The 24745-nt window shown below is 56.8% G+C and carries 13 protein-coding genes; 11 read left to right on the forward strand and 2 right to left on the reverse strand.

What is annotated here, in order from left to right:
* The 3 genes from B3187_RS12945 to B3187_RS12955 all read left to right on the forward strand — a co-directional run.
* The coding region (locus B3187_RS12945; protein ID WP_286806895.1) for an FGGY family carbohydrate kinase at positions 1-1039 on the forward strand (1039 nt) is incomplete at its 5' end.
* Positions 1040-1097: 58 nt separating this feature from the next.
* Entirely contained in the window at positions 1098-3098 is a 2001-nt protein-coding gene (locus tag B3187_RS12950; RefSeq protein ID WP_286806896.1) for a rhamnogalacturonan lyase, read from the forward strand.
* A 71-nt stretch (positions 3099-3169) separates the two neighbouring features.
* Positions 3170-4456 carry a BNR repeat-containing protein gene (locus B3187_RS12955; protein ID WP_286806897.1) on the forward strand — a complete coding sequence of 429 codons (1287 nt, stop codon included), beginning with the start codon at positions 3170-3172 and terminating at the stop codon, positions 4454-4456.
* Positions 4457-4871: 415 nt separating this feature from the next.
* Here the strand turns inward: B3187_RS12955 and B3187_RS12960 are convergent, their stop codons facing one another.
* On the reverse strand, positions 4872-7907 hold the full coding sequence (locus tag B3187_RS12960; RefSeq protein WP_286806899.1) for a TonB-dependent receptor: 3036 nt from the start codon (positions 7905-7907) through the stop codon (positions 4872-4874).
* A 665-nt stretch (positions 7908-8572) separates the two neighbouring features.
* Here B3187_RS12960 and B3187_RS12965 point away from each other — a divergent pair.
* Complete coding sequence (locus tag B3187_RS12965; protein WP_286806900.1) at positions 8573-12466, forward strand: carbohydrate-binding protein; 3894 nt, start codon at positions 8573-8575, stop codon at positions 12464-12466.
* A gap of 122 nt (positions 12467-12588) precedes the next feature.
* Here the strand turns inward: B3187_RS12965 and B3187_RS12970 are convergent, their stop codons facing one another.
* Positions 12589-13842, reverse strand: coding sequence for a class II aldolase/adducin family protein (locus B3187_RS12970; protein WP_286806901.1), 1254 nt, complete (start codon positions 13840-13842; stop codon positions 12589-12591).
* 220 nt (positions 13843-14062) lie between these two features.
* Between B3187_RS12970 and B3187_RS12975 the strand changes: the two genes are divergently transcribed.
* From B3187_RS12975 to B3187_RS13005, 7 genes are all read left to right on the forward strand, one after another.
* Positions 14063-16735 carry a Tat pathway signal sequence domain protein gene (locus tag B3187_RS12975; protein WP_286806902.1) on the forward strand — a complete coding sequence of 891 codons (2673 nt, stop codon included), beginning with the start codon at positions 14063-14065 and terminating at the stop codon, positions 16733-16735.
* Positions 16736-16783: 48 nt separating this feature from the next.
* Positions 16784-17890: a glycoside hydrolase family 88/105 protein gene (locus tag B3187_RS12980; RefSeq protein ID WP_286806903.1), complete on the forward strand. Its 1107-nt coding sequence runs from the start codon at positions 16784-16786 to the stop codon at positions 17888-17890.
* Positions 17891-17955: 65 nt separating this feature from the next.
* Positions 17956-18270, forward strand: a complete 315-nt coding sequence (gene rhaM / locus B3187_RS12985) for an L-rhamnose mutarotase (protein ID WP_286806904.1) — start codon at positions 17956-17958, stop codon at positions 18268-18270.
* A gap of 10 nt (positions 18271-18280) precedes the next feature.
* Positions 18281-19060, forward strand: coding sequence for a DUF1961 family protein (locus tag B3187_RS12990; protein ID WP_286806905.1), 780 nt, complete (start codon positions 18281-18283; stop codon positions 19058-19060).
* Between the two features lie 201 nt (positions 19061-19261).
* On the forward strand, positions 19262-21619 hold the full coding sequence (locus tag B3187_RS12995; RefSeq protein WP_286806906.1) for a glycoside hydrolase family 31 protein: 2358 nt from the start codon (positions 19262-19264) through the stop codon (positions 21617-21619).
* Positions 21620-21680: 61 nt separating this feature from the next.
* On the forward strand, positions 21681-24386 hold the full coding sequence (locus B3187_RS13000; protein ID WP_286806907.1) for a Tat pathway signal sequence domain protein: 2706 nt from the start codon (positions 21681-21683) through the stop codon (positions 24384-24386).
* A 16-nt stretch (positions 24387-24402) separates the two neighbouring features.
* Positions 24403-24745: hypothetical protein (locus tag B3187_RS13005; protein ID WP_286806908.1), on the forward strand; the 343-nt coding region annotated here is incomplete at its 3' end.

Consider the following 24745-nt stretch of genomic DNA (forward strand, 5'->3'; position numbering starts at 1 on the left):
GTCGGCGGGCCTGAACCTGGGGCGGCAATTGTACTGGTTGCAGCAACGGTTTCCCCAGGCGTTCGGGCAAGCCACCGATATTCTGTTGTACCCCCAATACTGGGTGTGGCGGATGACCGGTGAGCGCTGCGCCGAAAGAACCTCGCTCGGTTGTCATACCGACCTTTGGGCTCCGGAGCGAAACGATTACTCATCGCTGGTTGATCGGATGGGGTGGCGAGCACTGTTTCCCGAGCTGAAAACCGCCGACAGTCTGGTGGGCCCGGTGTGTTCCGATTTCATCGCCCGAACCGGTTTGCCCGCTTCCTGTCAGGTTGCGGTGGGCATCCATGACAGCAACGCCAGTTACTTGCGGTATCTGCTCCAGAATGATGGCCAGCCTTTCTCTGTGATTTCTACCGGAACCTGGGCGATCACCATGACCAACAGCGGAGGTAACGCCGAACTCGACGAATCCCGGGACATGCTGATGAATGTCGATTGCCGGGGGACTCCGGTGCCCTGTGCCCGCTTTATGGGCGGGCGGGAGTACGAAGCCATCTGTTACCGCCTGGGATCCTATCCGGAGGAGCCTTTCAGTGTTGAGGATATCGACACCGTCCTGGCGGACGCCGTCTACGCGCTGCCTCAGTTCTGTGATACCTCGGGCCCGTTTTCCGGAACGCCGGGGCGAATTGTGGGGAGTATCGATCGCATAAACGGGGCCGCTCTGGCGTCGGTTTACAGTGCATTGATGCTGGACCTTGAGCTCGATCTTCTCAAGGCTCGGGGCGCGGTGTTTGTTGAGGGGGCCTTCCTGAAGAACAGCCTGCTGTGCCGAATGCTTGCAACGCTGCGCGGTGATAATCCGGTGTATCTGTCCAATGACTCGACGGGAACCGTCAAGGGCGCGGCGTCTCTGGCGCTTTCCGACCCGCAAAGTCCCGAAGGCGGAACCCTTTGTGAGCCATTGTCGATCGACGGTCTGGATCACTACAGGGCGCAATGGCGGAACTATTGTCAGGCGTTGGCAGTGGAGTCTTCGGCTGCATCGCTCTGAGAAAAGTCGCATCGTTTCTATAGCCAATCAACCTTATCGACCAAATGCAGGTTCAATCATGAAAATAACGTTGCATAACACCAAGCGCTCATTCCGCCGGGCCCCGCTGGGACTGCTGTTGCTCGTCACACTGCCCGGTTGTGGTACCGCATTGAATGACAGCGATCCATCGGTGGCGAAGGGAGCGGATCAGAAGGTAATAAAACTGGCCGACGTAAAATCCGGAAGCCAGGACGGCCGGTTCCTGGAGCACCTGAATCGCGGATTGGTGGCGATACCTTCTGATAAGGGTGTGCTTGTTTCCTGGCGACAGTTGTATCAGGACCCTGACGGTCTGTCATTTTCAGTGTATCGGAACGGCGAATTGATTTCGGAGCAGCCCATTAACGGGCGTTCCAACTTTATGGACCCGGAAGGAAAAGCCGGTGACGAGTATCAACTGAAAACCGATGGCCAGATCGTTGATGTGGCAACCACCTGGAGCGCCCCTTATCTTGAAATTCCGTTGGATGTGCCGGAAGACGGTGTGACGCCCGATGGTGATCGCTATCACTACACCGCCAACGATGCCAGCGTTGGCGACCTGGATGGCGATGGCCAGTATGAAATCATTCTCAAGTGGGATCCTTCAAACGCAAAAGATAACTCCCAGGGTGGCTATACGGGTAACGCCCTGATCGATGCCTATACTCTGGACGGTGAACGGCTCTGGCGGATCGATCTGGGCCGGAATATCCGCTCCGGTGCCCACTACACCCAGTTCATGGTGTATGACTTTGATGGCGATGGCCGCGCGGAGATCGCCATGAAAACCGCTGATGGAACCGTGGATGGAGAAGGCAATGTGATCGGGTCGGCGGACGCCGATTGGGTCTCTCACAGCGGGAATCCTGAGGTGAGAGACCGCACGGGATCAAAGGTTACCGAAGACGGGCGCTATCTGGGTGAACTCAAAGGACGAATTCTCAAAGGCCCGGAGTACTTCTCCGTGTTCGATGGCGAAACCGGTCGGGTTCTGGATACCAAGCCCTATATACCCCAGCGTGCTCCGGGCAACGATAACCCGACGATGGATGAGATGAAGTCGCTGTGGGGGGATGGCTATGGCAACCGGTCTGAGCGCTATCTTGCCGGTGTTGCCTTTCTGGACGGCGAGATGCCCAGTATCGTTATGGCCCGTGGCTACTACGAGCGCACCGTTATTGCCGCTTACGATTTCCGGGATGGCGAAATTTCTACCCGGTGGACCTTTGATACCCTGTCAGAGGAGATACCTGACGAGTACGCCGGGCAAGGCAATCATCAGCTGTCCGTAGCGGATATCGATGGCGACCGAAAAGATGAAATCATTTACGGTGCCATGGCCGTCGATCACGATGGTTCCCCGAAATGGAGCACTGGGTTCGGTCATGGCGATGCTCTGCACGTATCGGATCTGGACCCGGAAAACCCAGGCCTTGAAGTGTTTGGTGTTTATGAGGACATTCGCGGAAACGGTGGCATTGGCTCCGCACTGATTGATGCGCAGAGCGGCCGGGTCCTCTGGACGAAAAGCGCCCGGAAAGACAATGGCCGGGGGCTGGCCGCCAATATTGATCCGCGCTTCCCCGGCGCTGAGGTCTGGGCACTGAATGCGCCGGAGTTGTTCGATATCAACGGAAAATCCACCGGCGCCCAGCGTCCTGGTCCGGTCAATTTTGCCGTCTGGTGGGATGGTGACCTGCAGCGAGAGCTGCTCAATCACAATACCGTCTACAAGTGGAATTGGGAAACCGAGCAGGTCGATACTCTGATGGAGGCCAGTGGTATGACCTCCAATAACGGAACCAAAGCCACTCCGGCGCTATCGGGTGATATTTTTGGTGATTGGCGCGAGGAGATTATATTGCGCTCGGAGGATAATCGGTTTCTCCGGATCTACTCCACTCCTATTCCCAGCGAGCACGGATTCACCACGCTGATGCATGACCTGCAATACCGGCTCGCCATTGCCTGGCAGAACACGTCCTATAATCAGCCTCCCCATCCCAGCTTCTATATTGGAAGTGATCACGAATGAGGACCATCCCTGGGGGGCATAGAGTGGTCGGTGCCGCGATGCTGGTCGCGTTCGCACTGGGTGCCTGTAGTATGCATTCGCTCAAGGGCGACTGGCCGAGGTCTCAGGCCGCAGGGGTCGATCAGATTCCGCTGGGGCCTGAGGCGTTCTCGGGAAGTTCGGTCAATGTGGTGGCCGGAACCCGCCAGATGCTCTTTACTCACGGCGGGCACCAGTACGCCGGGTACTACGACCCCGAAGGCCGGGTGATCCTGGCCAAGCGCCCATTGGGCTCGTCGCACTGGCAAAGGAGGGAGACCCCGTTTTTTGCCAATACGCGGGATGCGCACAACTCCATCAGTCTGATCGTGGACGGAGGGGGTTATCTGCATCTCGCGTGGGGGCATCACGATTCGCCGTTGAGCTATAGCGTCGCTGAAGCCCCCGGCAGTCTAGAGATGACGGACCCTATGGAGATGGTCGGCTCTGAGGAGGATAAAGTCACCTATCCGCAATTCTTCCGGCTCAGCAACGGCAACCTGTTGTTTGTTTACCGGGATGGTGCGTCGGGTAGGGGGAAGGTGGTTCTGAACCACTACGATGCACAGCGCCAACGCTGGACCCGAAGACAGGATAACCTCATCGACGGAGACGGGGAGCGAAGCGCTTACTGGGACATGGTGGTTGGCCCCGACGATACGCTGCATCTGGCATGGGTGTGGCGAGAGTCGCCCGACGTCGCCACCAATCACGATCTGCTGTATGCAGAATCAGTGGATGGCGGGGATACCTGGCGACGTCGCGACGGTACGCCGTACAGGCTCCCGATCACCCAACGTAGCGCAGAGGTTGCCCACGTCATCGAGCAGAACAGCAACCTGATGAACCCTCCCGCCGTTGCGGTTTCGGCAAACGGCGTTCCTTTTGTGACCTCCTACTGGTCTGAAAACCCGGGTGATAATCCGGGGTTCAACATTGTGTACCCCTCGTCAGAGGGCTGGAATTTTATTGCCGGACCCAAGGCGGCGCAGCCGTTCACTCTGGCGGGAGGCGGTACCAAGAAGCCTCCGATCTCCCGGGCGGCGTTGCTGGTGGAGGAGAACGCGGAGCGAATTCACCTTGTGTATCGCAGTGACCATCACGGTGGACGCGTTTTAGGCGCTTCGTTAACGAATCTCTCCGGGGCTGAATGGCGTTACCGGTACCTGACTGAGAGTTCGGTTGGCGCTTGGGAGCCCTCCATCGATCCGGCGCAATGGTCTGGCAATCAACAAGCTCATATGTTGTTACAGCGTGTGGCGCAGGTTGATGGCGATGACACCGTTGGAAAACAGCAGGAAGCAACCGCCATTCATGTGTTGGAGTGGCGCCCTCGCTAAGAACTGACTCGCGGAAGTCCTGCCCGGCGAAACGAGACAGATAACGACCTTAAATGATTTATAACGATTGTTATTGATTTAAAATGATTGACGAGTTGGCTGAAAAAACCTACCATGGTGTGGAAGTTGGGATTCAGGTTGCTCCGTTGATAGTACACCCGGTGTCGCACAGAGAGCATTCTCTCACCCGGCCCCTCGAGTCCGCTCAATAGCTTTTCTCAGGTCCGGTGTTCTCCTGTCTCCTGGTTTACCAGCGCCGACTACCACCGAGCAATCACGACTTCTGATCTCCTCCTCGGCTTGCTGCTGATTCTCCAATCAGCAGCTTTTTTTGTCTGACGTTTCCCCTCTCAGTCGAGCACAAAAAAAGGCACCCAAAGGGTGCCTTAAAGGGGGTGTTGCTTAAGGAGAGCACTTACATCCGGTAGGTGAAACCAGCGGAGAACATGCGGCCAGACCACTGGAGGTCATTGGTCCGTCCGACACCGGAGGTTTCCAGCTTCACTTCTTTACCCAGGTTCCGCGCATCGACGTAGAACTTCAGGTTTTCATCATAGGTATAGGTGATCTTACCGTCGATGTAACCGCTGGCATCCACGAATACCGGCAGGCCGTCAAACACGCGCGAATAGTATTCATCGCGGTAGTTGTAGGCCAGCTTGAGGCTCCAGGTGTCGTCCTCGTAGAAGGCTTCGAGGTTGTAGGAGTTCTCTGACTGGCCACGCAACGGCATCTGCTCGCCGGTCAGCGGGTTGAAATCATCTACGTTATCGGCGGTGATATAGGTGTAGTTGGCTTTCGCACCGGTGTTGTTGAAAGGCTCGGGCAGGAAGTCAAAGAAAGTAGAGGCCTGAAATTCAAAGCCCTTGGTAGTGATACCCTCTTTGTTCACCTGCTGGCGAACATCCCATAGGGTGCCGTCGTTGAAGAAGTCCACGTCCTGCTGAGTTTCTGCACCGAAGATGTAGCTGGTGATGTCCTTAACGAAATAGGCACCGGACAGAATGGAGCTTTCATTCGGATACCAGGTCAAAGCCACCTCACCCTGAGTCGCGCGGTAGGGATCCAGGTCCGGGTTACCTGCGGTACAGGTGTTCGGGATCATCTGATCACGTGCGAGCGGATAATCGCGCAGAGTACAATCGGCGTTGATGTTCAGGTCGTTGATCTGCGGACGAGCCATTACTTTCGCCACGCCCAGATAGGCTTCCAGCCCTTCGATCATTTCCAGGGTCAGGTTCAGGCTGGGCAGGACATCCACGAAGTCTTCCTCGACGGTCTGGCGACCTTCGAAAGCGCGCGGATCATCCGGATCTTCGACACCGGCCAGGTCTTCGCCGTTGGGGCCGTAAATCGGGTTGCCATCTTCGTCGGTCTGCTCTACGAGCACCCGGATGCGAGTGAAGCCTTCCGATTCGGTCTGAGTGCGGGCGACCCGAACACCAAAGTTACCACGCAGTACCATGCTGCCGACATCGGTCTCGAAATCGGCCTGTACGTAGGCGGACTGGGTCTGGACATTGATGTCGTAACGGCTGTCGATGGGTTGCAGGTTACCGCGCGCCGCTTCGGCGGAACTGAAGCCGCTGCGTTCAAGCAGGGCCGCCAGGTAAGGCTCGGTATCAACGGCCATGTAACTCTCGATGATATCCACGCCAGGGTTGTAATCCCGGAAGAACTTGTCCGTCGCAAAACGGTTTCCAAGCAGCACCGCCTCGTGATCGTCCTGGGTCCAGATGCGGGTTTCACCATCGACGGTATAGGGGTTGCCTACGGTCTGCATCAGGTTGTAGCCCCAGGCGTTGTTGGCGAAGTCCTGGTCGGTGGCGATAAAACCGGTACGGTAGGCGGTGAAAAAGCTCTGCTCGGGACTGTAGGTCACATCAAATTTGGCAATATTCTCAGATGCTTCGCTCTGGGAAGGCGCGTACTTGAAGCGGTCCAGAGAGGTGTACTGAGTGCCGTCATTGTAGTTGAAAGTATTGAAGGTATCTTCAACGTCGTCCTGATTGATGATGTAGGCGTCGGTAAAGTCGATTTCCGGAAGGTCATTGACCTGAGTAACGACAATTCCCCCCACGTTGTTCTGGGCGGTCTGGGTATCCCGGGAATCGATGTCTTCAAAGGTGGTGGACCGAGCGATATAGCCATCGATCGCCAGGTTGTCGTTGATATAGTCGAACCCGGCACGCATCACCTTGCGCTCCTGGGTCCAGTCAAAGTTCAGGGTCCGGTTTCGGATGGTGGCACCAATAGGTGTGCCGGCCGCGTTCATACCATTGGTTACGAATTGGGTAACGTTCTTGTTGGCATCGACCACTGCGCTGTCGATATCAAAGGCCGAACCGACTTCTACCTGGAAGTTTCGGTCGGTCGCCAGTTTTTCACGCTCACCGTCGGTATAGGATAAGTCGAAAGACAGGTTGTCGGTTACCGCGTACTGCATTTCGACGTTGGCTGACAATCGGTTTTCCTCGCGACCCCAGATACTATAACGCGGGGTGCTTGGGCTGTATTCGTGCCACTGCTCCAGGCAAGCTGTTTCGCTGGCTGAATCGAGCCCCGCATCCATACACTCCTGTTGGGTGGAGTAGTCTGCATAAAGCTGGTCGACTGAGGTTTTGCTGGCGACCCCGTCAACATCGTGGTATTTCTGCCAGTTGGTGTTACGCAGGCCGTGCAGCATGGTGTGCACATCAGAGCCAGTAATATTCACCAGGAAGCCCAGACGATCGGATGCTTTGTAGACGCCGGTCAGGTTGTACTTGGGCATAACCTCATCAATCATGGAGTTATACTGGGCTTCGCCATTGATTGATAGGAAATTTTCTTCAAATTCGTTGGGTTTGCGCGTGTTGATCTGAATGGTACCGCCCACGCCACCTTCGGTGAGTCGTGCCTCAGAGCCCTTATAGACGTCAATTGACTTGACCAGCTCTGAGGCCATGTCCCGGAAGTCTACACTGCGGCTGCCGCCCATACCCATGGCGGTCACACCGTTCAGCTCAACTCGCACCAGGCCTGACTCAACGCCACGAACACTGACGGAGGTACCTTCACCCATATCGCGGTTGAGCTGAATGCCGGAAATTCGCTGCAGTGCTTCACCGATGTTCTTGTCGGGGAATTCACTGATGTCTTCGGCCACCAGGGAGTCCATCATGGTGCCGGCTTCGCGCTTCCGATCCAGAGCACTTGTGTAGCTCTGACGGATGCCGGTGACCAATACCTCTTCAAGCACGGTATCTTCGGACGACGCGTTGTCGTTCTGAGATTGGCTTTGCTGTTCGTCGTCCTGTTGCTCTTGCGCGTAGGCGTTGGTCACCATAAAGGTGCTGCATGCGGCCCCGGCCAGAACAATGGAAGCAATACGACTGGCTAGTGAATTCTTTTTAAAGAGTGGTGTTGTCTTGGTGCAATCAAGCTTTTCAGACTGATTGTAGTTATTCATTATTAAATCCCGCCTTAAATGTTAGTAAGTGGAAATTTTATGTAATGGTTACTTTGCTAACAGTCCCCATAGTATAACCAAAAAAAATCAAATTCAACAAAATGTAACCACAATAACCCTGCGTTGCAGTCACTAGCAGTCATTTCAATCTCAAATAGATTTTAAAACTGACTTTATTATTCCGTTTAAGAATAATATTCCGGTTTTAGGTGCATATATAGAAGTGCCTGGATGGCTGTGCCTGGTGGCGCTGGAGTAATTGGCCGTCAGTGCGATATCCGGCAGTGCGCTCAGTGGTTCCCCGGGGTGCCGCCCCATAGCGTGGGCCTGCATGACACCGTTCCCGGAAGGTATATGGTCAATAGAACCTTATGTGGCGTAGGCAGGATGGCCTCGTTTTCTTCGCAACCCTGCCTTGGCGGAGAGAGGGAGGTGTGGCTTTTAGAAGTTTGAAAACTATTGGAAAACAACGACGAAAAGCACTAGAATCGTGATTGAAGCTGATGTAATATGATCATTGATGGTTTTTTGTTAGCAGTTACATAATGATAAATGACTAATTCCGTTGGTCTTTTCACCCTAAATAAGAATTCAGTTTCATCGCCATGTAGTTTTAACCGCTAATTCTACATCTCTTTCGTAAGATCACTTTCGGAGATTGCATAATGAGAAAAGACGGAAGTTACTCCAAAGGCAAAATACGGGCACTGGCGGTACCGCTGGTACCTGTGTTGTTATCCACGATGCTGGTGGCCTGTGATGACGAGTACACACCGGCAGAGCCCTTCAACGCTCCACCATTGACCGACGCTGAGCGCGACACCAGCGGCAGCTCCAATGTCGAATACCTTGATCGCGGGTTGGTAGTAATGCCTGGCGAGGAAGAAGGCAATGTCCTCAGTTGGCGCTGGTCCGGCCTGGACGAGCAGCGAATCATCTTTGCCGTCTACAAAAACGACGAGTTCTTCCGGACGGTTCGCCCCGGAGAGCCCACTTTCTTGGAAGACCCCAACGGGATGCCGGGCGATACCTATCAGATCGAAGCTCTGGTTGACGATGAGCAGAAAGATGTCTCGGCGGTCGTTGCCGCACCAGAGACGCCTTATCTGAGTATCCCCCTGAACAAACCGGCCAATGGCTTTGTCGATGGAGAAGAGTACAGCTACTCAGCCAACGATGCCTCTGCCGCTGATTTGACCGGTGACGGCCAGTATGAACTGATCGTCAAGTGGAACCCCGACAACGCCAAAGACAATGCGCAGTCCGGCAAAACCGGTGATGTGCTCATTGATGCCTATACGATGGAAGGCGATTTCCTCTGGCGCATCAACCTGGGGCCGAATATTCGTGCCGGCGCTCACTATACCCAGTTTATTGCCTACGACTTTAATCAGGACGGCCGCGCCGAAGTGGCGATGAAGACCGCCGATGGCACTGTCGACGGTCGCGGTACCGTGATTGGCGACGCCGAAGCTGTTTATCGCAACGATGGCGGTTATATTCTGGATGGTCCCGAGTACCTGACCATGTTCGATGGCATTTCCGGTGAAGCCATCAGTACCGTTGATTATATTCCACCTCGCGGTGAGGATATCAACGCAATCTGGGGTGACGACTACGGCAACCGGGTTGACCGTTTCCTGGCGGGCGTTGCGTATCTGGATGGCCAGACGCCCAGTCTGGTAATGTCCCGAGGCTACTACACCCGTGCTGTAGTGGCGACGTTCAACTTCGATGGAAGCACCCTGACTCAAAACTGGGTCTATGACTCGGCTGAGGATGAGTCTGGTCCAAGTCTGGCGGGGCAGGGCGCGCACAGTCTGAGTGTGGCCGATGTCGACAGTGACGGTAAAGATGAGATCATCTTCGGGGCGGCGACCCTGGATGACAATGGTACTCCGCTATACAGCACCGGGCTCGGACATGGCGACGCTGTGCACGTCACGGACATTATTCCGGACAACCCCGGTCTGGAAATCTTCATGGTTCACGAAAGTTCCAGCGCCTACATCACCGAAGACGGCAATTTTGGTGTGGAAGTTCACGATGCCGCAACGGGCGAGATTCTGATCTCTCAGCCCAGTAATGGCGAAGGTGATGACGTGGGTCGCGGCGTAACCGGGGATATCGATCCGAACTATCCCGGCCTGGAAAGTTGGGGTTCTCGCGGTGGTCTGATGGCCTCCGATGGTTCCGTCATTTCAGAGAACAAGCCGGCCATGAACTTTATGGTCTGGTGGGACGGCGATCTCAACCGCGAAATGCTGGATGGTACCGAAATCACCAAATGGAACCCTGAATCCATGCTGGTGGAAGAGCCCTTGCTGAATGCGGGTACTTTCGCCAATGGTCTGGCGGTGTCCAACAATGGTACCAAGGCGACCCCTGCTCTGTCCGCCGACCTGTTGGGCGACTGGCGTGAAGAGGTGGTGTTGGCGAATGAGGCCAGCACCCGGTTGATGGTTTACTCCAGCAATATTCCCACCGATGTCCGCTTGCCCACCCTGATGCATGATCGTCAGTATCGTACTGCCATTGCGTGGCAGAACGTTGGTTACAATCAGCCTCCGCACCCCAGCTTCTATATGGGTTCGGATATGAAGCTGTACGATCATATCGTGAAGGAACTTCCGCAGTTCAAAACCCAGGCGGTCCCGGCCGAGCCTGTCAGTGCCGCTGTCGTCCAGGGCAATAATGACAATGTTCTGGTCAAGGTGATTCCCGGTGACGCGGAGCTCGACTCCTTTGAAGTGTTCCGGAGTGAATCCGATGCGCGCGATTCCGCGACCAGTGTGGGTGTGGCCGAAGGTGGTGAGACATCGTTCGTTGACGATTCAGCAAGCCCGGATGTGACCTACTACTACTGGGTTGAAGCCACCGATCTGGATGGCAATGCAATCGCCGGTATTGATGGTCCCTATCAGACACGACTGACATCCACGCAGATTCCCCGTGTCGAGGCGGCCAGTTCCAACAACTACGTCGACCTCACTTGGGTGACCGACCTCGAGTTGAGCGATATTTATATTTATCGCGCTCAGACCGATGATGTCGAGAATGTGCCCGAAAAACCTTCTATGGCATACGCAGAGGTTAATCCGGACGCAAAAACCTGGACCGATGGCGATACAGAAGAGGGTGGTAAGTACTACTACTGGGTCGAGCTGACCACGGTAGAGGGTAATATCATTGACGCGGCTCCAGCCTTCGGGGAAAACCTGGTGGTAGAAGCCTCCAACCTGAGCGCTACCTATGCCGACGGTGTCATGACAGTATGTTGGGACCTTGAGAACGTTGCGCCCGGTGCGACTTATAATGAGCTATACCGCAACGATCAGAACCAGGCCAGTGGCCGCTCGCGGATCTACCCGATCAGCGATCCAGCGGTGATCTACGAGGGCTGCTTTGAAGATGCTGGGCCCGAGGGTGGCTTTATCGAAGGCCAGGGGTACTGGTATATGTTCAAGCAGGTCGCCAGTGCGGAGATCGTTGGTCCCTTCGGTTTTGGTCTGGAGAGCAATGTCACCAACCTGTCAGCCGAGCTTGACCCGGCGCTGGGCACCATCAATCTGACTTGGAAACTGTGGAACTTTGGCCAGAATATTGTCAATGTTGACCTGTACCGCAACACCAGTGCCTCGCTGACTGGAATGACTCTGGTGCGTGAAGACGTGAGAGCGCTTGACGGTCGCCTGCGCGATACCGGCGGTGAAAATGGGTTTACCCAGAATGAAACCTACTGGTATTCCTTCGAGGTAACTCTGCAGGATGGCACCGTCATCAATACCGATCCGGAAGGTGAAGTTTTGTTCGAGCTGCCCGAGCCGGAAACCAATATCCTCACGCGTCTGGAAGACGGTGGTATCCGCATCGATTGGAACCTGGAAAACTTCCAGGGCGAAATCAGCCAGATCGAAATCCTGCGCAATACCGAAGCGTCCGCGGAAGGTGCCACCGTGGTGGTGTCCGAAGGTCTGGAGCTGCGCGGTGTGTACGCCGAGTACGAGGGTCTGGTGGAACTGCAGTCCTACTGGTACTTCATGCGGGTCACCATGGCCAATGGCGATGTCATTGTCGGCGAGCCCTCCACGGAGCTGGTCTATGAGGAAAACCCGAGTACCACCAGCCTGACCATCAATGAGAACGAAGATGGTTACTGCGAGATGTCCAATGGGTTGATCGAGAGCAACTGGGCCGGCTTTGAGGGCGATGGTTTCTCCAATACCGATAATGCCGAAGGTGAGTACATCACCTACAAGGTCAACATTCGGGATGCGGGCACCTACCGTCTGCTGGTTCGTTACGCCAACGGTGCGGGGGATAACCGCTTCGCCCGTGTGGATATCAACAGCCAGATCGGCGTGGCCCAGATCGATATGGAGTCCACCTCGGCCTGGGATACCTGGATGGAGTCCAGTGTTGATCTTGAGCTTGAGTCAGGCGAGACCGATATTACCCTGTACGCCGGCTCTGGCGGCGGTCTGGGCAATGTCGACTACCTGTACATCAATGCGCTGACCACGGAAAACGCTCCGCAAGCGATTGCTTGTACACCGTAATCGCGGAGCTCTGGGGCGTTTTCGCCCCAGTTCGTTAACACAAAAAAGGGCCAGACGTCAGTCTGGCCCTTTTTTGTGTTGCATTAGTTTCGTGCTCAAGCGGATCGATGAGCCGTGTCGCTTCAGAGGCTGTCCAGCAGTTGGGCTTCCTGCGTTGATAAGCCCACATAGGTGTCGATAGCCTCGGCACAGCGCATGACCTCAATGGCATTTTGATAGGCTTCCGCCGTCAGGCGAGAGCCCTTTTTGCTTTGACCCAAGGCAATCAATCCAACACCGGGTATCAGGCAGACCGCGGGCACTTCGCCTTGGGTGCTGGAACCGGCGCGGCCGCGACGCGTGTCCCGGTAGCGCGCAACGCCCTGTTCGAGCTTCTGCTTAAGTGTCTCCAGGGTATCGCCTTCAGGGTTCCAGGGAATGTACAGCGGTTTCAGTTTGGTGTGTCTGAGGTGATGCAGGCAGGCGACGCCTTTGGCTGCCAGGCGGGGAGCATCGACCGAGTTGACGAAACGCATCACGTCAGCCCCCGACTCGACGGTCCCGACCACCGGGTTTCCATCGGATACCAGATCGATCATAAACGGCAGAATTCGCTTCAGGACATTCTGTCGCGTCGGTGCCCTCAGGTCACTATGGCGCGGACCCCCGAAGGTTTTATCGCCCTTGTCCCGTGCGGCGATATAGCGGGATGCCGCCTCAATGATGTCCAGCGTCTGTCGGTAGCAGAGTCTGTTGTCATCGGACCAGGTGGCGATGCCGTTACCCGCCAATAGGGCACCTTTCGCGTCGGGGTTACGATTCCAGGCCGCTTGCAAAGGGATGCCCTGCTCGAAGCCCGGGCGTGCCTGGGGTACCCAGAGCATAGTGTGACCCCAGATGCGTTGCGTCAGCGCCCTGGAGTTTTTACAGGCCCCCACGGCAATCGCCGCACAGGGATGAATGTGGTTGACGTGGGCGTAGGGCATCAATGCGTGTAGCGGCGTGTCCACGGAAGGGGCCGGCGCGGCCCGGTTGAATGTGGCGGCCTTGAAGGGCTCGCTGGTCGTGGGCCGAGTGTTTGCGCGGCGTAACCGTTGATAGTGGTGCCTCAAGGCCATCAGCCTCTCTTGGTACAGAGGAGAGAACTGACTTCTGCGGGAGGTTTTCAGGTCCGTCCCGGCGCTTTTGATCCATATGACCTCCACGGGCTGACCGCTGACCGGGTCTTTTTCAATAACCTTCAGCGAGGTGCTGCCGCCGCCGGTCGGGGTGATCCGGTGATCCTCGCCAAGCCGGTTTGAGCGATACACCAGTGCCTCCAGCGGCGAGAGCCGGTTGGCAAGCGCGTCGTCCCAGGTGTCATGAATGTGGGTGTAATGATTGTTGCGGTAGGACATGGTTAAACCCTGAGTCTGGCATCATCATTGGGGGCAAAAGGGTAGCCCAGGAATCACAAAAAGTCATTATAAATCAAATATTGTCAATAATCGTCGGTTGTGATAACGTTTCGTGGATGAGAGGGTGGGGCCTGTGCGGCCTGACAACGATAAGACGAACGCAGATCAACGTTAGAGTGCTCCTGCAATGAATCGACGAGAGTTTCTTAAGAGAGGTGGTGTGGCCGCCTCTCTCCCCCTGACTTTGCAAGCCCTGTCCAGCGGTTGTGCCACCTCCGGTTCCTCCCTGGTGCCGACGCACCAGGCGGGTCATTTAAGTTGGCTTGAAGGAGACGAACCGGCGGCCAAGGCCGGTACCACCTGGGGTCAGCCCTGGGCCGAGGGTGAACTCTCCGTCGACGACTCACTCTGTCTGAACACGAAAGATGGGCGCCGGGTGCCCCTGCAGAGTTGGCCTACCGCTTACTGGCCGGATGGCAGTATCAAGTGGACGGCCCACGCCGTGCCGGCGGGCGTCACGCTCGGAAAGCAGTTCCAGGTCACCAAAGGTCGTAACGCCGCGCCGGAACGGCCCGTTCGCGTGACATCCGGAGCGGGCACCATTGAGATCGACACCGGTCGGGTCAAGGTATCGGTACCCACCTCGGGGGATTACCTGATTCGCTCAATGACTCGCGGTGATACGCTGGTCGCCCGGAACGCTCGTCTGGTGGGCCTCGTTCAGGATCAGGTAGACCCGAGTGAGCCCGTCTCCCGGGTGGAGACCTTCCAATCCCGAACGGATCGGGTCACCATCGAGCAGGAAGGCCCGGTGCGTGCCGTTGTCAAAATCGAGGGCAAGCACAAGGCGGAGTCCGGAAAAGAGTGGTTGCCCTTCACGGTCCGACTCTACTTTTACAGCGGCGCCGAGTCCCTTCGAATCAGTCATACCTTCATCTATGACCTGGATGACCAGAAAGATTTTATTCGCGGTCTGGGTTTACGCTTTGACGTGCTCCAGCGCGACGAACTGTATGATCGCCATGTGCGCTTTGTGGGTGAGAATGACGGCCTCTGGGCCGAGTCACCCAAAGGCATTACCGGGCTTCGTCAGGACCCGGGCAAAGCCGTGCGGGAGGCACAGCTTGCCGGTCGCAAAACGCCGCCCTTGAGCGAATGGAACCCGAGGGTAACCGGCCTGCTGCACTATGTGCCGGTGTGGAATGATTTTACGCTGTCGCAACTGAATGCCAACGGCTTCACCATCAAAAAGCGCACCCAGAGCGGCCACGCCTGGATTAACGCCGATCAGGGCCGCCGCGCCAGCGGTGTGGCCTATGTGGGTGGGGCCTCCGGGGGCGTACTGTTCGGGATGCGGGACTTCTGGCAACTGCACCCGGTTCAGGTGGATATTCGCAACGCCGGGCGCGACGTATCGGAAGCCACGCTCTGGTTCTGGTCGCCCGAGGCGCCACCGATGGACGTGCGCTTCTATCACGATGGCATGGGGCAGGAGACCTACGAGCAGCAGTTGGATGCGCTGAAAATCACTTACGAGGATTATGAACCCGGCTTTGATACCGCCTACGGCGTAGCGCGGACCACGGACTTTGTTCTGTGTGTGCTCTCCGCGACGCCCTCGCGCACGGAGACGGTGAACTGGGCAAAGGAAATCAGCAAGGCCGCGCAGGTGGTTGCCGCCCCCGAGGACTATTTGAAATCCGGTGTCTTTGGTGCTCTCTGGAGCCTGCCGGATCGTTCCTCGACCCGCAAAAAACAGATCGAAGATCGGTTGGCCTGGCAGGTCGAGCATTACTGCCGACAGGTGGATCAGCACCACTGGTACGGTTTCTGGGATTACGGCGATGTGATGCACACCTACGATGTGGACCGCCATGTCTGGCGCTACGACATTGGCGGGTACGCCTGGGACAACTCCGAGCTCTCGCCGGACCTGTGGCTCTGGTACTCCTTCCTGCGTAGCGGCGATCCCAACACCTTTCGGTTGGCCGAAGCGATGACCCGGCATACCCGGGATGTCGACATCTATCACCTCGGACGATTCCGGGGGCTGGGCACTCGACACAACGTTCAACACTGGGGCTGTAGCGCCAAGCAACTGCGGATCAGTACCGCCGCCTATCGACGGTTCCACTATTTCCTTACCGGGGATGACCGGACGGCGGATGTGCTTGATGAAGTGATTGATGCCGGTGAAGCCTTGCGCCGTGTCGATCCCACCCGAAAGCTTCCAAACCGCGAGCCGGTCCCCGGCCCGAATCGATTGCAAGTGGGCACCGACTGGGGTTCGGTCGCGGCCAACTGGCTCACGGCCTGGGAACGGACCGGGGATGACCAGTATCGGGATCGACTGGTAAGCGCCATGCGCACTATCGGTCGTCATCCCGACGGCTTCTTTGCGGGTACCTATGGCTTTGATGCCGACACCAAAAAACTCCTGGCGCCCCCAGAGGGTGACATTGAGGTTTCGCATCTGAGCTCGGTGTTCGGGCTGGTGGAAATCAACGCTGAGCTGATTCAACTGCTCGATGTGCCCGAATACAAAGCGGCGTGGTTGCGCTACTGCCGCCTGTACAATGCCAGTGATGAACAGAAAGTGGCGGCGGTAGGGCGTGCCTTTGGCACGCATCTGGAGGCACCGCATTCGCGTTTGACCGCCTACGCGGCCGCTCAGGAAGGCGGCGCCACGCTGGCGAAACGCGCCTGGCAGGAGTTTCAGCTACCCCAGGAATTTGCTCGCCAGTGGACCGGTGATTTTCAGGCGATTCTGGAGGTGAAACCTCCTCAGGTGCTCAATCCGGTGGTGGAAGCGCCCTGGTTATCGACCAATGACGCGTCGCAATGGGGATTGGCGGCCATCCAGAACCTGGCGCTGATCGCTGACGAGCTATAATACCGGAAACGTTTTTTATTGATTCATACGCTAGAGGTTTTAAGAAGTATGCCAACTGTTGCACATAACATCGAATACGCCCAGGTCCGGAACACCATCGATAAGTTGATCGATAATCTGGTCAACATCAAAGATGAAACCGGTGAGTTTCTGCTCAAGCTCGACGATGGTCGGGTGATTGATACCAAAGGCTGGGCCGGCTGGGAGTGGACTCACGGCATTGGCCTCTATGGCTTGATGAAATACTGGGATATTACCGGCGACGAAAAGCCCAGGAAGATCATTGAAGACTGGTTCAGTGACCGGCTCAAGGAAGGTACGCCCACCAAGAACGTGAACACCATGTCCCCGTTCCTGACCCTGGCCTATATGCATGAGCGCACCGGAGAGCGCAGCCATCTTCCGTACCTGGATGTCTGGGCGGAGTGGGTCATGCGGGATATGCCCCGGACCACCGAAAATGGTCTTCAGCACATCGTCTACAACTCGGTGAACTATCAGCAGTTGTGGGACGATACGCTGATGATGAGCGTCATGCCGCTGGCCAAAATCGGATTATTGTTGGACCGTCCTCACTATGTGGAAGAGGCCAAGCGGCAATTCATGTTGCACATCAAATATCTGGCGGACCGTAAAACGGGTCTCTGGTTCCACGGCTGGACCTTTGACGGCAACCACAACTTTGCCGATGCCCTGTGGGCACGTGGCAACAGCTGGGTGACCATTTCGATTCCTGAGTTTATTGAACTGCTTGATTTTCCCAAGACCGACGGTCTGCGCATGTTCCTGGAGGAAACCCTGGAAGCCCAGGTCAAAGCGCTGGAGGAAACCCAGCATAAAGACGGCCTGTGGCACACCCTGTTGGATGACCCCGATTCTTACCTCGAGGCCTCGGCCGCCGCCGGGTTTGCTTACGGCATTCTGAAAGGCATTCGCAAAGGCTATCTCGACAAAAAGTACGAAGAAGTTGGCCTTAAGGCAGTCAAAGCCGTGCTGGATAATATCAGTGCGGACGGCGAGCTCCAGCAGGTGTCGTTCGGCACGCCGGTCTTTGACGACCTTCAGGGTTACCGGGATATCCCGCTCACCTCCATGCCCTACGGTCAGTCCATGGCGATTTTGCTGTTGGTCGAATACATGAACTATTACATCTGATCGTCCTTCTCTCGGGCTGCTTCCGTCGGAGGCAGCCCAGAGTGCCATTCTGGAGTCACTGGACAATGGAAAAAATAGCTTTCGTCATGCAGCTTAAACCGGGCTGCGAGCAGGAGTATGAGAAACGTCACGACGAAATCTGGCCCGAGCTGGTGGACCAGCTAAAGGCCGCTGGTGTTTCGGACTACTCCATCTTTCTGCACCCGCAGACGCTACAGTTGTTTGGGGTACTCAAGCGCACGGATGATCATGGTATGGACGAGTTACCCCAGACCGAGATCATGCAGAAGTGGTGGGCTTACATGGCGGATATCATGGATGCCGAGGCCGACAACAGCCCGGTGTCTACGCCACTCAAGAACGTCTTCCACCTGGAATAGTGAGGCCTCTATGAGCAATAGATCATGGTCTTTATGGGTGAGCCTGCTGCTGGTGTGTCTGATGGCAGGCTGTTCCATGGTATCGCCGGAGCGCAAAGCGAGTTCTACGGCGGACTCTCTGCCCGAACCGGGTCAATTGCTCTACCAGGCCAGCTTCGACAATCCCGAATCGGTAGCCGGTTGGGTGATGGAGGGCCCGGGTGAAATCGCCTTCGAGGACGGATGGATGGCAATGCACTCCCCGGACGAGCAGGGCCATCACGTATTCTGGTGTCCCGAGGATTTCCCGGAAAACTTTATCGCTCGCTGGGATGCGCAGAATCTGGATGACGAAGCGGGGCTGGTGATCGTTTTTTTTGCCGCAATCGGGGTTGATGGCCAGGACATCTTTTCGCCCGATTTGCCGGAACGGGATGGCACCTTTACCCAGTACACCGAAGGCGAGATCAAGAGCTACCACATCTCCTACTATGCCAACGCCGCCCATAACCCGGGCCGGGGTCATGCCAACTTACGCAAGAACAATACCTTCAGTCTGTTGCAGAAAGGCGAGGTCGGAATTCCGACCGAATCCATGCAAGAGCATGAAATCACCCTGGTGAAAGAGGGCGAGCGAATTCGACTGTATATCGACGATCGAAAGGTGATCGACTATACGGACAATGCCCCGATGGTCGACGGTGTCGATACGGGCGATGCCCTGGGAAGCGGAAAAATCGGCTTCCGGCAGATGAAATGGACCCAGTTTCGCTACAAAAACTTCCGCGTTTACGAATTGCCCCAGCAATAACGGGCAAAGCCCATCCCTCGATATAACCAGCGATAACGGACGAGGAAACCCATGAAATACTGCTTACTGGCACTCCTGTGTCTGGCCGCCTTTGCACAAGCGACTGACAGACAAGCTACTGAGTTGCCTGAATCCTCAAAAGCTCGGGACGCGCTCGGCCCGGGCACGGTTCAATCGTCGCCCGTCAGGGAGGGCAACAGAGTGCTCATCTCCGCCGAGCATGCGGATGTTCAGATCGAGTTCTGTACCGCCTCCATGGTGCGTGTGCGCAGCAGCTGGGATCGGGAGTTTGACGAGAACGCGGCGCTCGGACTTATGGTCACCGAGCGGGATTGGCCGCCGGTCCTAATCAATACCGCGGAGGAGACTGATTTTTACGAGCTGGAATCAAAGCAGTTGCTCGTCCGTGTGTATAAATCGCCCTTGCGATTGGAGTTCTATGCCTCTGATGGAACCCTGCTGTCTACCGAGCGGATTGAGGTAGGGGGTATGACTCAGCAAACGGCAGGCGTTTCGGTCCATAAAAAGCTGCAGGATAATGAACAGGTGTTTGGCTTTGGCCAGCGTATGGACTTTATCAACCAGCGGGGCAAACAGCTGGAGCTGACCGTCGGGCGTGGCATGGGCCGCCCCCATATCATCGGGGCCTACAATATTCTGGAGGCCAACTACAGCCCGGTGCCGTTTTTCATGAGCACGCGCGGCTACGGTATTTTTCTCCATACACCCTATACCTCCCACTGGGATATGGGGCACTCCACACCGGGTGTGTACTCATTTGAGGCGGAAGGCGGGGAGCTGGATTACTACTTCATGGCGGGCGCTGATTTTCCTTCGCTTCTGGACCAATATACCGCTGTGACCGGCAAGTCACCACTCTTACCCAAACCCGCTCATGGTCTGCACGTCGGGACTTACAGTGGCGGCACCTGGGGCTACGAGAAGCATACCTCTACCGATTACGTGGTCAATCTGGGGCGGACATTCCGTGAAAAGGAAATCCCGGTGGATATCATTCATCTGGATTCCACCTGGCGGATGTTCGGTGAGCAGGGCGGCAGTGGTGCCACCACCTTTGAATGGCGTGAAACCTTTGATGACCCGGAGGCCATGTTCGATCAGCTCTACGACATGGATTACAGCATGGTGGGCGTTCACGTCCGGCCACGCTATGACAATGGCAGACAGTACAAACTGTTGGATCAGGCACGGGATGCGGGGATGGTCTATCCCGAGCCCAATAATACCGGCGAGTTCGTCAACTTTTTTGACCCGGACGCGGTGGACTGGTGGTGGGAGAACGGCGCCATGAAGGTGGCCTCCCAGGGCGCCATGTTCTTCAAGACTGATGAAGGCAGCGCCTTTGGGCGCAAGGCAAATGAGAGTGACAAGACCGGACCGACCGGGCCGGAAGCCGAGCGCCTGCACAACCTATTTCCATTGGCCTACGCCAAGGCGCCGTTTGAGAAATTCAGTGAACACAATCAGATGCGCGGTTTCAACCTGACGCGGGAAGGCTACGCCGGTATTCAACGCTACCCCTATCTCTGGGCGGGCGACTGGCCGAGCGAGTGGCAGTACTTCAAGCCGGTCATTCGCGCCGGGCTCAATATGGGCCTGTCGGGGGTGGGCTACTGGTCGCACAATATGGGCGGGTTCGAGCACGACCCGGATCCCGAGCTCTATATCCGCTGGACCCAGTTTGGGCTTTTCAGCCCCATCGCGCATCTGTTCGGAATGGATCACCCCGGTTACAAGGAGCCTTGGCGTTATGGAGAAGAGGCCGAGCGGATTTTCAGGCAGTACGATCGCATGCGTTACCGGTTTATTCCCTATGTCTACAGCGAAGCCTATCAGATGCACCGGACCGGTATGCCCATGATGCGGGCGTTGGTACTGGAGTACCAGGAGGATGAAAATACCCACGATATTGATGACCAGTATCTGTTTGGCCGCAATCTGTTGATTGCCCCGGTGACCACCAAGGGCGCGCAAACGCGGGTAGTCTATCTACCCGAAGGTACCTGGTATGACTACTGGAGTGGTGAGCCCTATGAGGGCCAGCGCTATCACAACATTGTCACCCCGCTGGACCAGTTGCCCATCTTCGTCAAGGCCGGTGGCATTCTTCCTCAACAGAGAGTGATGAACCTGGGCCAGGAAACAGCGGAAAACCTCACCCTGGAAATATTTCCCGGAGGCGAGTCCTCGTACCCGATCTACGATGATGATGGTAAAACCAAGGCGTACCTGTCCGGTGACTACGCCATCACCGACGTCACCGTAAAGGCTGAGTCGAATCGAACCCTGATCCGTATTGAGGCTCCTCGTGGCGACTACGACTTGGCGGAACGTTCCTACACACTGAAAGTTCGCCGCGACGGCCCCCCGGAGTCTGTTGTGGAAGGGACCACTCCTCTTCGCGTCTTTGCCTCCTCCGTTGAGTACGAGGAAAGCCAGTCACAAGCCGGTTGGTACTTCGATGATAAAGCGGGCGCACTGTACGTGAGGTTGGCCGGAACGAGCCTGAGCGATATTTCCGTGGCAATCAATCAGTAGCGTTGTTTGCGAATGTACTAAAAAAATGTGAGAGAACACCAATAACAGGATCCCCGAGACCATGAAACACTCCAGACTCATTTCCCTATTTGCCGCCGCCTTATTGTCGTCAGCCTGTTCCGTTCGGGCCGAGCCGGAGGTGCAGGTACAGTGGTTGAACGACGGCACGGACCGGGAACCGGTAGGTGCGACCTGGGGTACGCCCTGGCCGCAGGGCGAGGTGGACGCCGCCAGCGAATTCACTCTTGAATCCGAATCCGGAACATCGTTGCCCGTACAGAGTTGGCCGCTGGCCTATTGGCCCGATGGCTCCGTGAAATGGACCGGACATGCGATTGCCCCGCTTGAGTTGAATGTCGGTGCACTGACCTTGACGCCCGGTGACGCGGTGAGGTCCGAACAGTCCATACGGATTGTAGAGAACAACGGTTCCATCCGTGTGGACACCGGCGTGATTCAGGCGGTGATTGCCAAATCCGGTGATCGTCTGATTCAGTCCATTACCCGCGATAACCGGCAGACATTGAACGATGGTCGTCTTGTCATTCTGTCTCAGAATCAGGCCGAACCTGAAGTAGGGAAGCCGTTAACGGTAGAGTCCTTCACCGGACAGCTCGACCAGGTGACCCTTGAGCAGAGTGGACCGGTGCGCGCGGTGGTCAAACTGGAAGGTAAGCATGTCGGAGAGAACGGCCGTGCCTGGATTCCCTTTGTGGTGCGCCTTTATTTCTACGCCGGCGATGACTCGGTGCGCATGGTGCACACCATGATTTACGACGGTGACCAGAAAACCGATTTTATACGGGGTGTGGGCGTCCGCTTTGATGCGCCGCTGGACGGCCCGCTGCATGATCGGCACGTGCGCTTTTCCGGTGAAGGCGATGGCCTTTTCGGTGAAGCGGTTCGCGGTATCACCGGCTTGCGTCGCGACCCGGGCAAGGCGGTTCGCGAGGCACAGATTGAAGGGCGCGCAACTCCGCCCTTGAGTGAATGGGCGACCAGTGTGTCGGATCGTCTCGAGATGATTCCCGCCTTTGGTGATTACACCCTCTCTCAATTGAGCGCCGATGCGTTTGAAATCCGCAAACGTACCCAGCCCGGCCTGTCCTGGCTGGATTCCGCCGAGGGCACCCGCTCCAGCGGGTTGGGTTATATTGGTAGCCCGAAGGGCGGCGTGGCGTTTGGTATCCGGGATTTCTGGCAGAGTCATTCGTCTCAGCTCGATATTCGCAACGCGCGTTCCGACGAGGCCGAAGTTACCCTATGGTTGTGGGCTCCCGAAGGTCGGGCCATGGATATGCGCTTCTATCACGATGGTATGGGGCTGGATACGCACGAGAAGCAGCTCGATGCTCTGAACGTGACCTACGAGGATTACGAGCCGGGCTTTGACCATGCCACCGGCGTGGCCCGCACCAGCGAGCTGCGCCTTTGGGCCTTACCGGCCACACCGGACCGCCAGACCACGGTTGAGATGGCCCGAACCCTTGCCCAGCCACCGCAGATGGTTGCCCGTCCCCAGGACTATGAAGCGGCCGGCGTGTTCGGTGCCGCCCTCTGGGATCTGCCGGATCGCTCCACCCCCGCCAAGGCCGCGATTGAAGATCAGGTGGATTTTTATCTGGATCATTATCTGACCCAGGTGGAAGAACATAACTGGTACGGCTTCTGGGACTACGGCGATGTGATGCATACCTATGATCACGACCGGCATACCTGGCGTTACGACGTGGGTGGCTATGCCTGGGCCAACTCCGAGCTCTCCCCCGACATCTGGCTATGGTATTCCTTTCTGCGCACCGGCCGTGCCGACGTCTTCCAGATGGCCGAGGCGATGACCCGCCACACCGGAGAGGTCGACGTGTACCATCTGGGACGGTTTGAGGGGCTCGGCTCCCGCCACAACGTCAAGCACTGGGGCGACAGCGCCAAACAACTGCGCATCAGTACGCCCGCCAACCGTCGCTTCTATTACTTCCTGACGGCGGATGAGCGCACCGGTGACCTGATGCGTTCTCTGCTCGGGGCTGAACGGCGCCTGCTGGACGTGCCTCCGCTGCGCAAACTGAATCGTCCGACGCCCGACTTTTCGGGAAAACCCTATTCCATGATGATGGGCCTGGGGACCGACTGGAGTTCGGTGGCCGCCGCCTGGCTGACCGAGTGGGAGCGCACCGGTGAGCCGGCCTATCGAGACAAACTGGTCACCGCGATGCGCAGCGTTGGCAACTTTGACCATGGAATGCTGGTCGGCAGTGCGGCACTGGATCCGGAGACCGGGCAGTTTTACCGGATCGGGGAGGGCGTGTCCGTCTCCCATTTGTCCATGGTGTTCGGCGGTGTCGAAATCAACGCAGAACTGATCCAACTGCTCGATGTGCCGGAGTATGAGCAGGCGTTTATTCAATATGGACGCTTTTATAATGCCCCTCGGGACGAGAAGGCCGAGATCATCGGCCAGCCTTATGAACGAAACCTGAACCTGGGGCAGGCGCATTCGCGAATGACCGCCTACTCAGCCTGGAAGCTCAATGATGAGGCGCTGGCCGAACGTGCCTGGGAGGAATTCTTCAGCGGCCGGGCCGGTATCCCGGTGTTCGGATTACCCTATCCGACCAAAACGGTCATGCCCCCCGAGGTGCTATCCCCGGTGACCGAAGCGCGCGGGGTCTCCACCAACGCGGTGTCCCAGTTCGGTCTTGCCGCGATTCAGGTGATGGCATTGGTCGGAGAGGAGGCGCCGGAGCAGGTTCCGGAGCGGGATTAATATGGATGATCGAAAGATGACTACGCGTTCAACGGGTACGACCAAGGGGCTGCGACTCATACTGTTGTCTCTACTGTTTCCTTTGATCGTGCAGGCGGCCGAGATTCGGCCGCTTCCTCCGGAGGGGGCCGAAACGTTGCAATCCACCGCGTTTCCGCTGGTGGTGGATGATCATGCCGCGCCATTGGTGGTGGCCAGTGACGCGCCCGAAGTGATCCGGATTGCGGTTCAGGATTTCGCCGACGATGTTGAGCGTGTGACTGGGCATCGCCCGGCCATTCGCCACCGGCCGCCGGGTGGCGGTGCGCCCTATGTCCGGGTGGGTATTCATCCGGCGTTGGAGAATCGATGGGAAGCGT

It is taken from the genome of Marinimicrobium sp. UBA4209, from assembly GCF_002381585.1.
GTDB lineage: Bacteria > Pseudomonadota > Gammaproteobacteria > Pseudomonadales > Cellvibrionaceae > Marinimicrobium > Marinimicrobium koreense.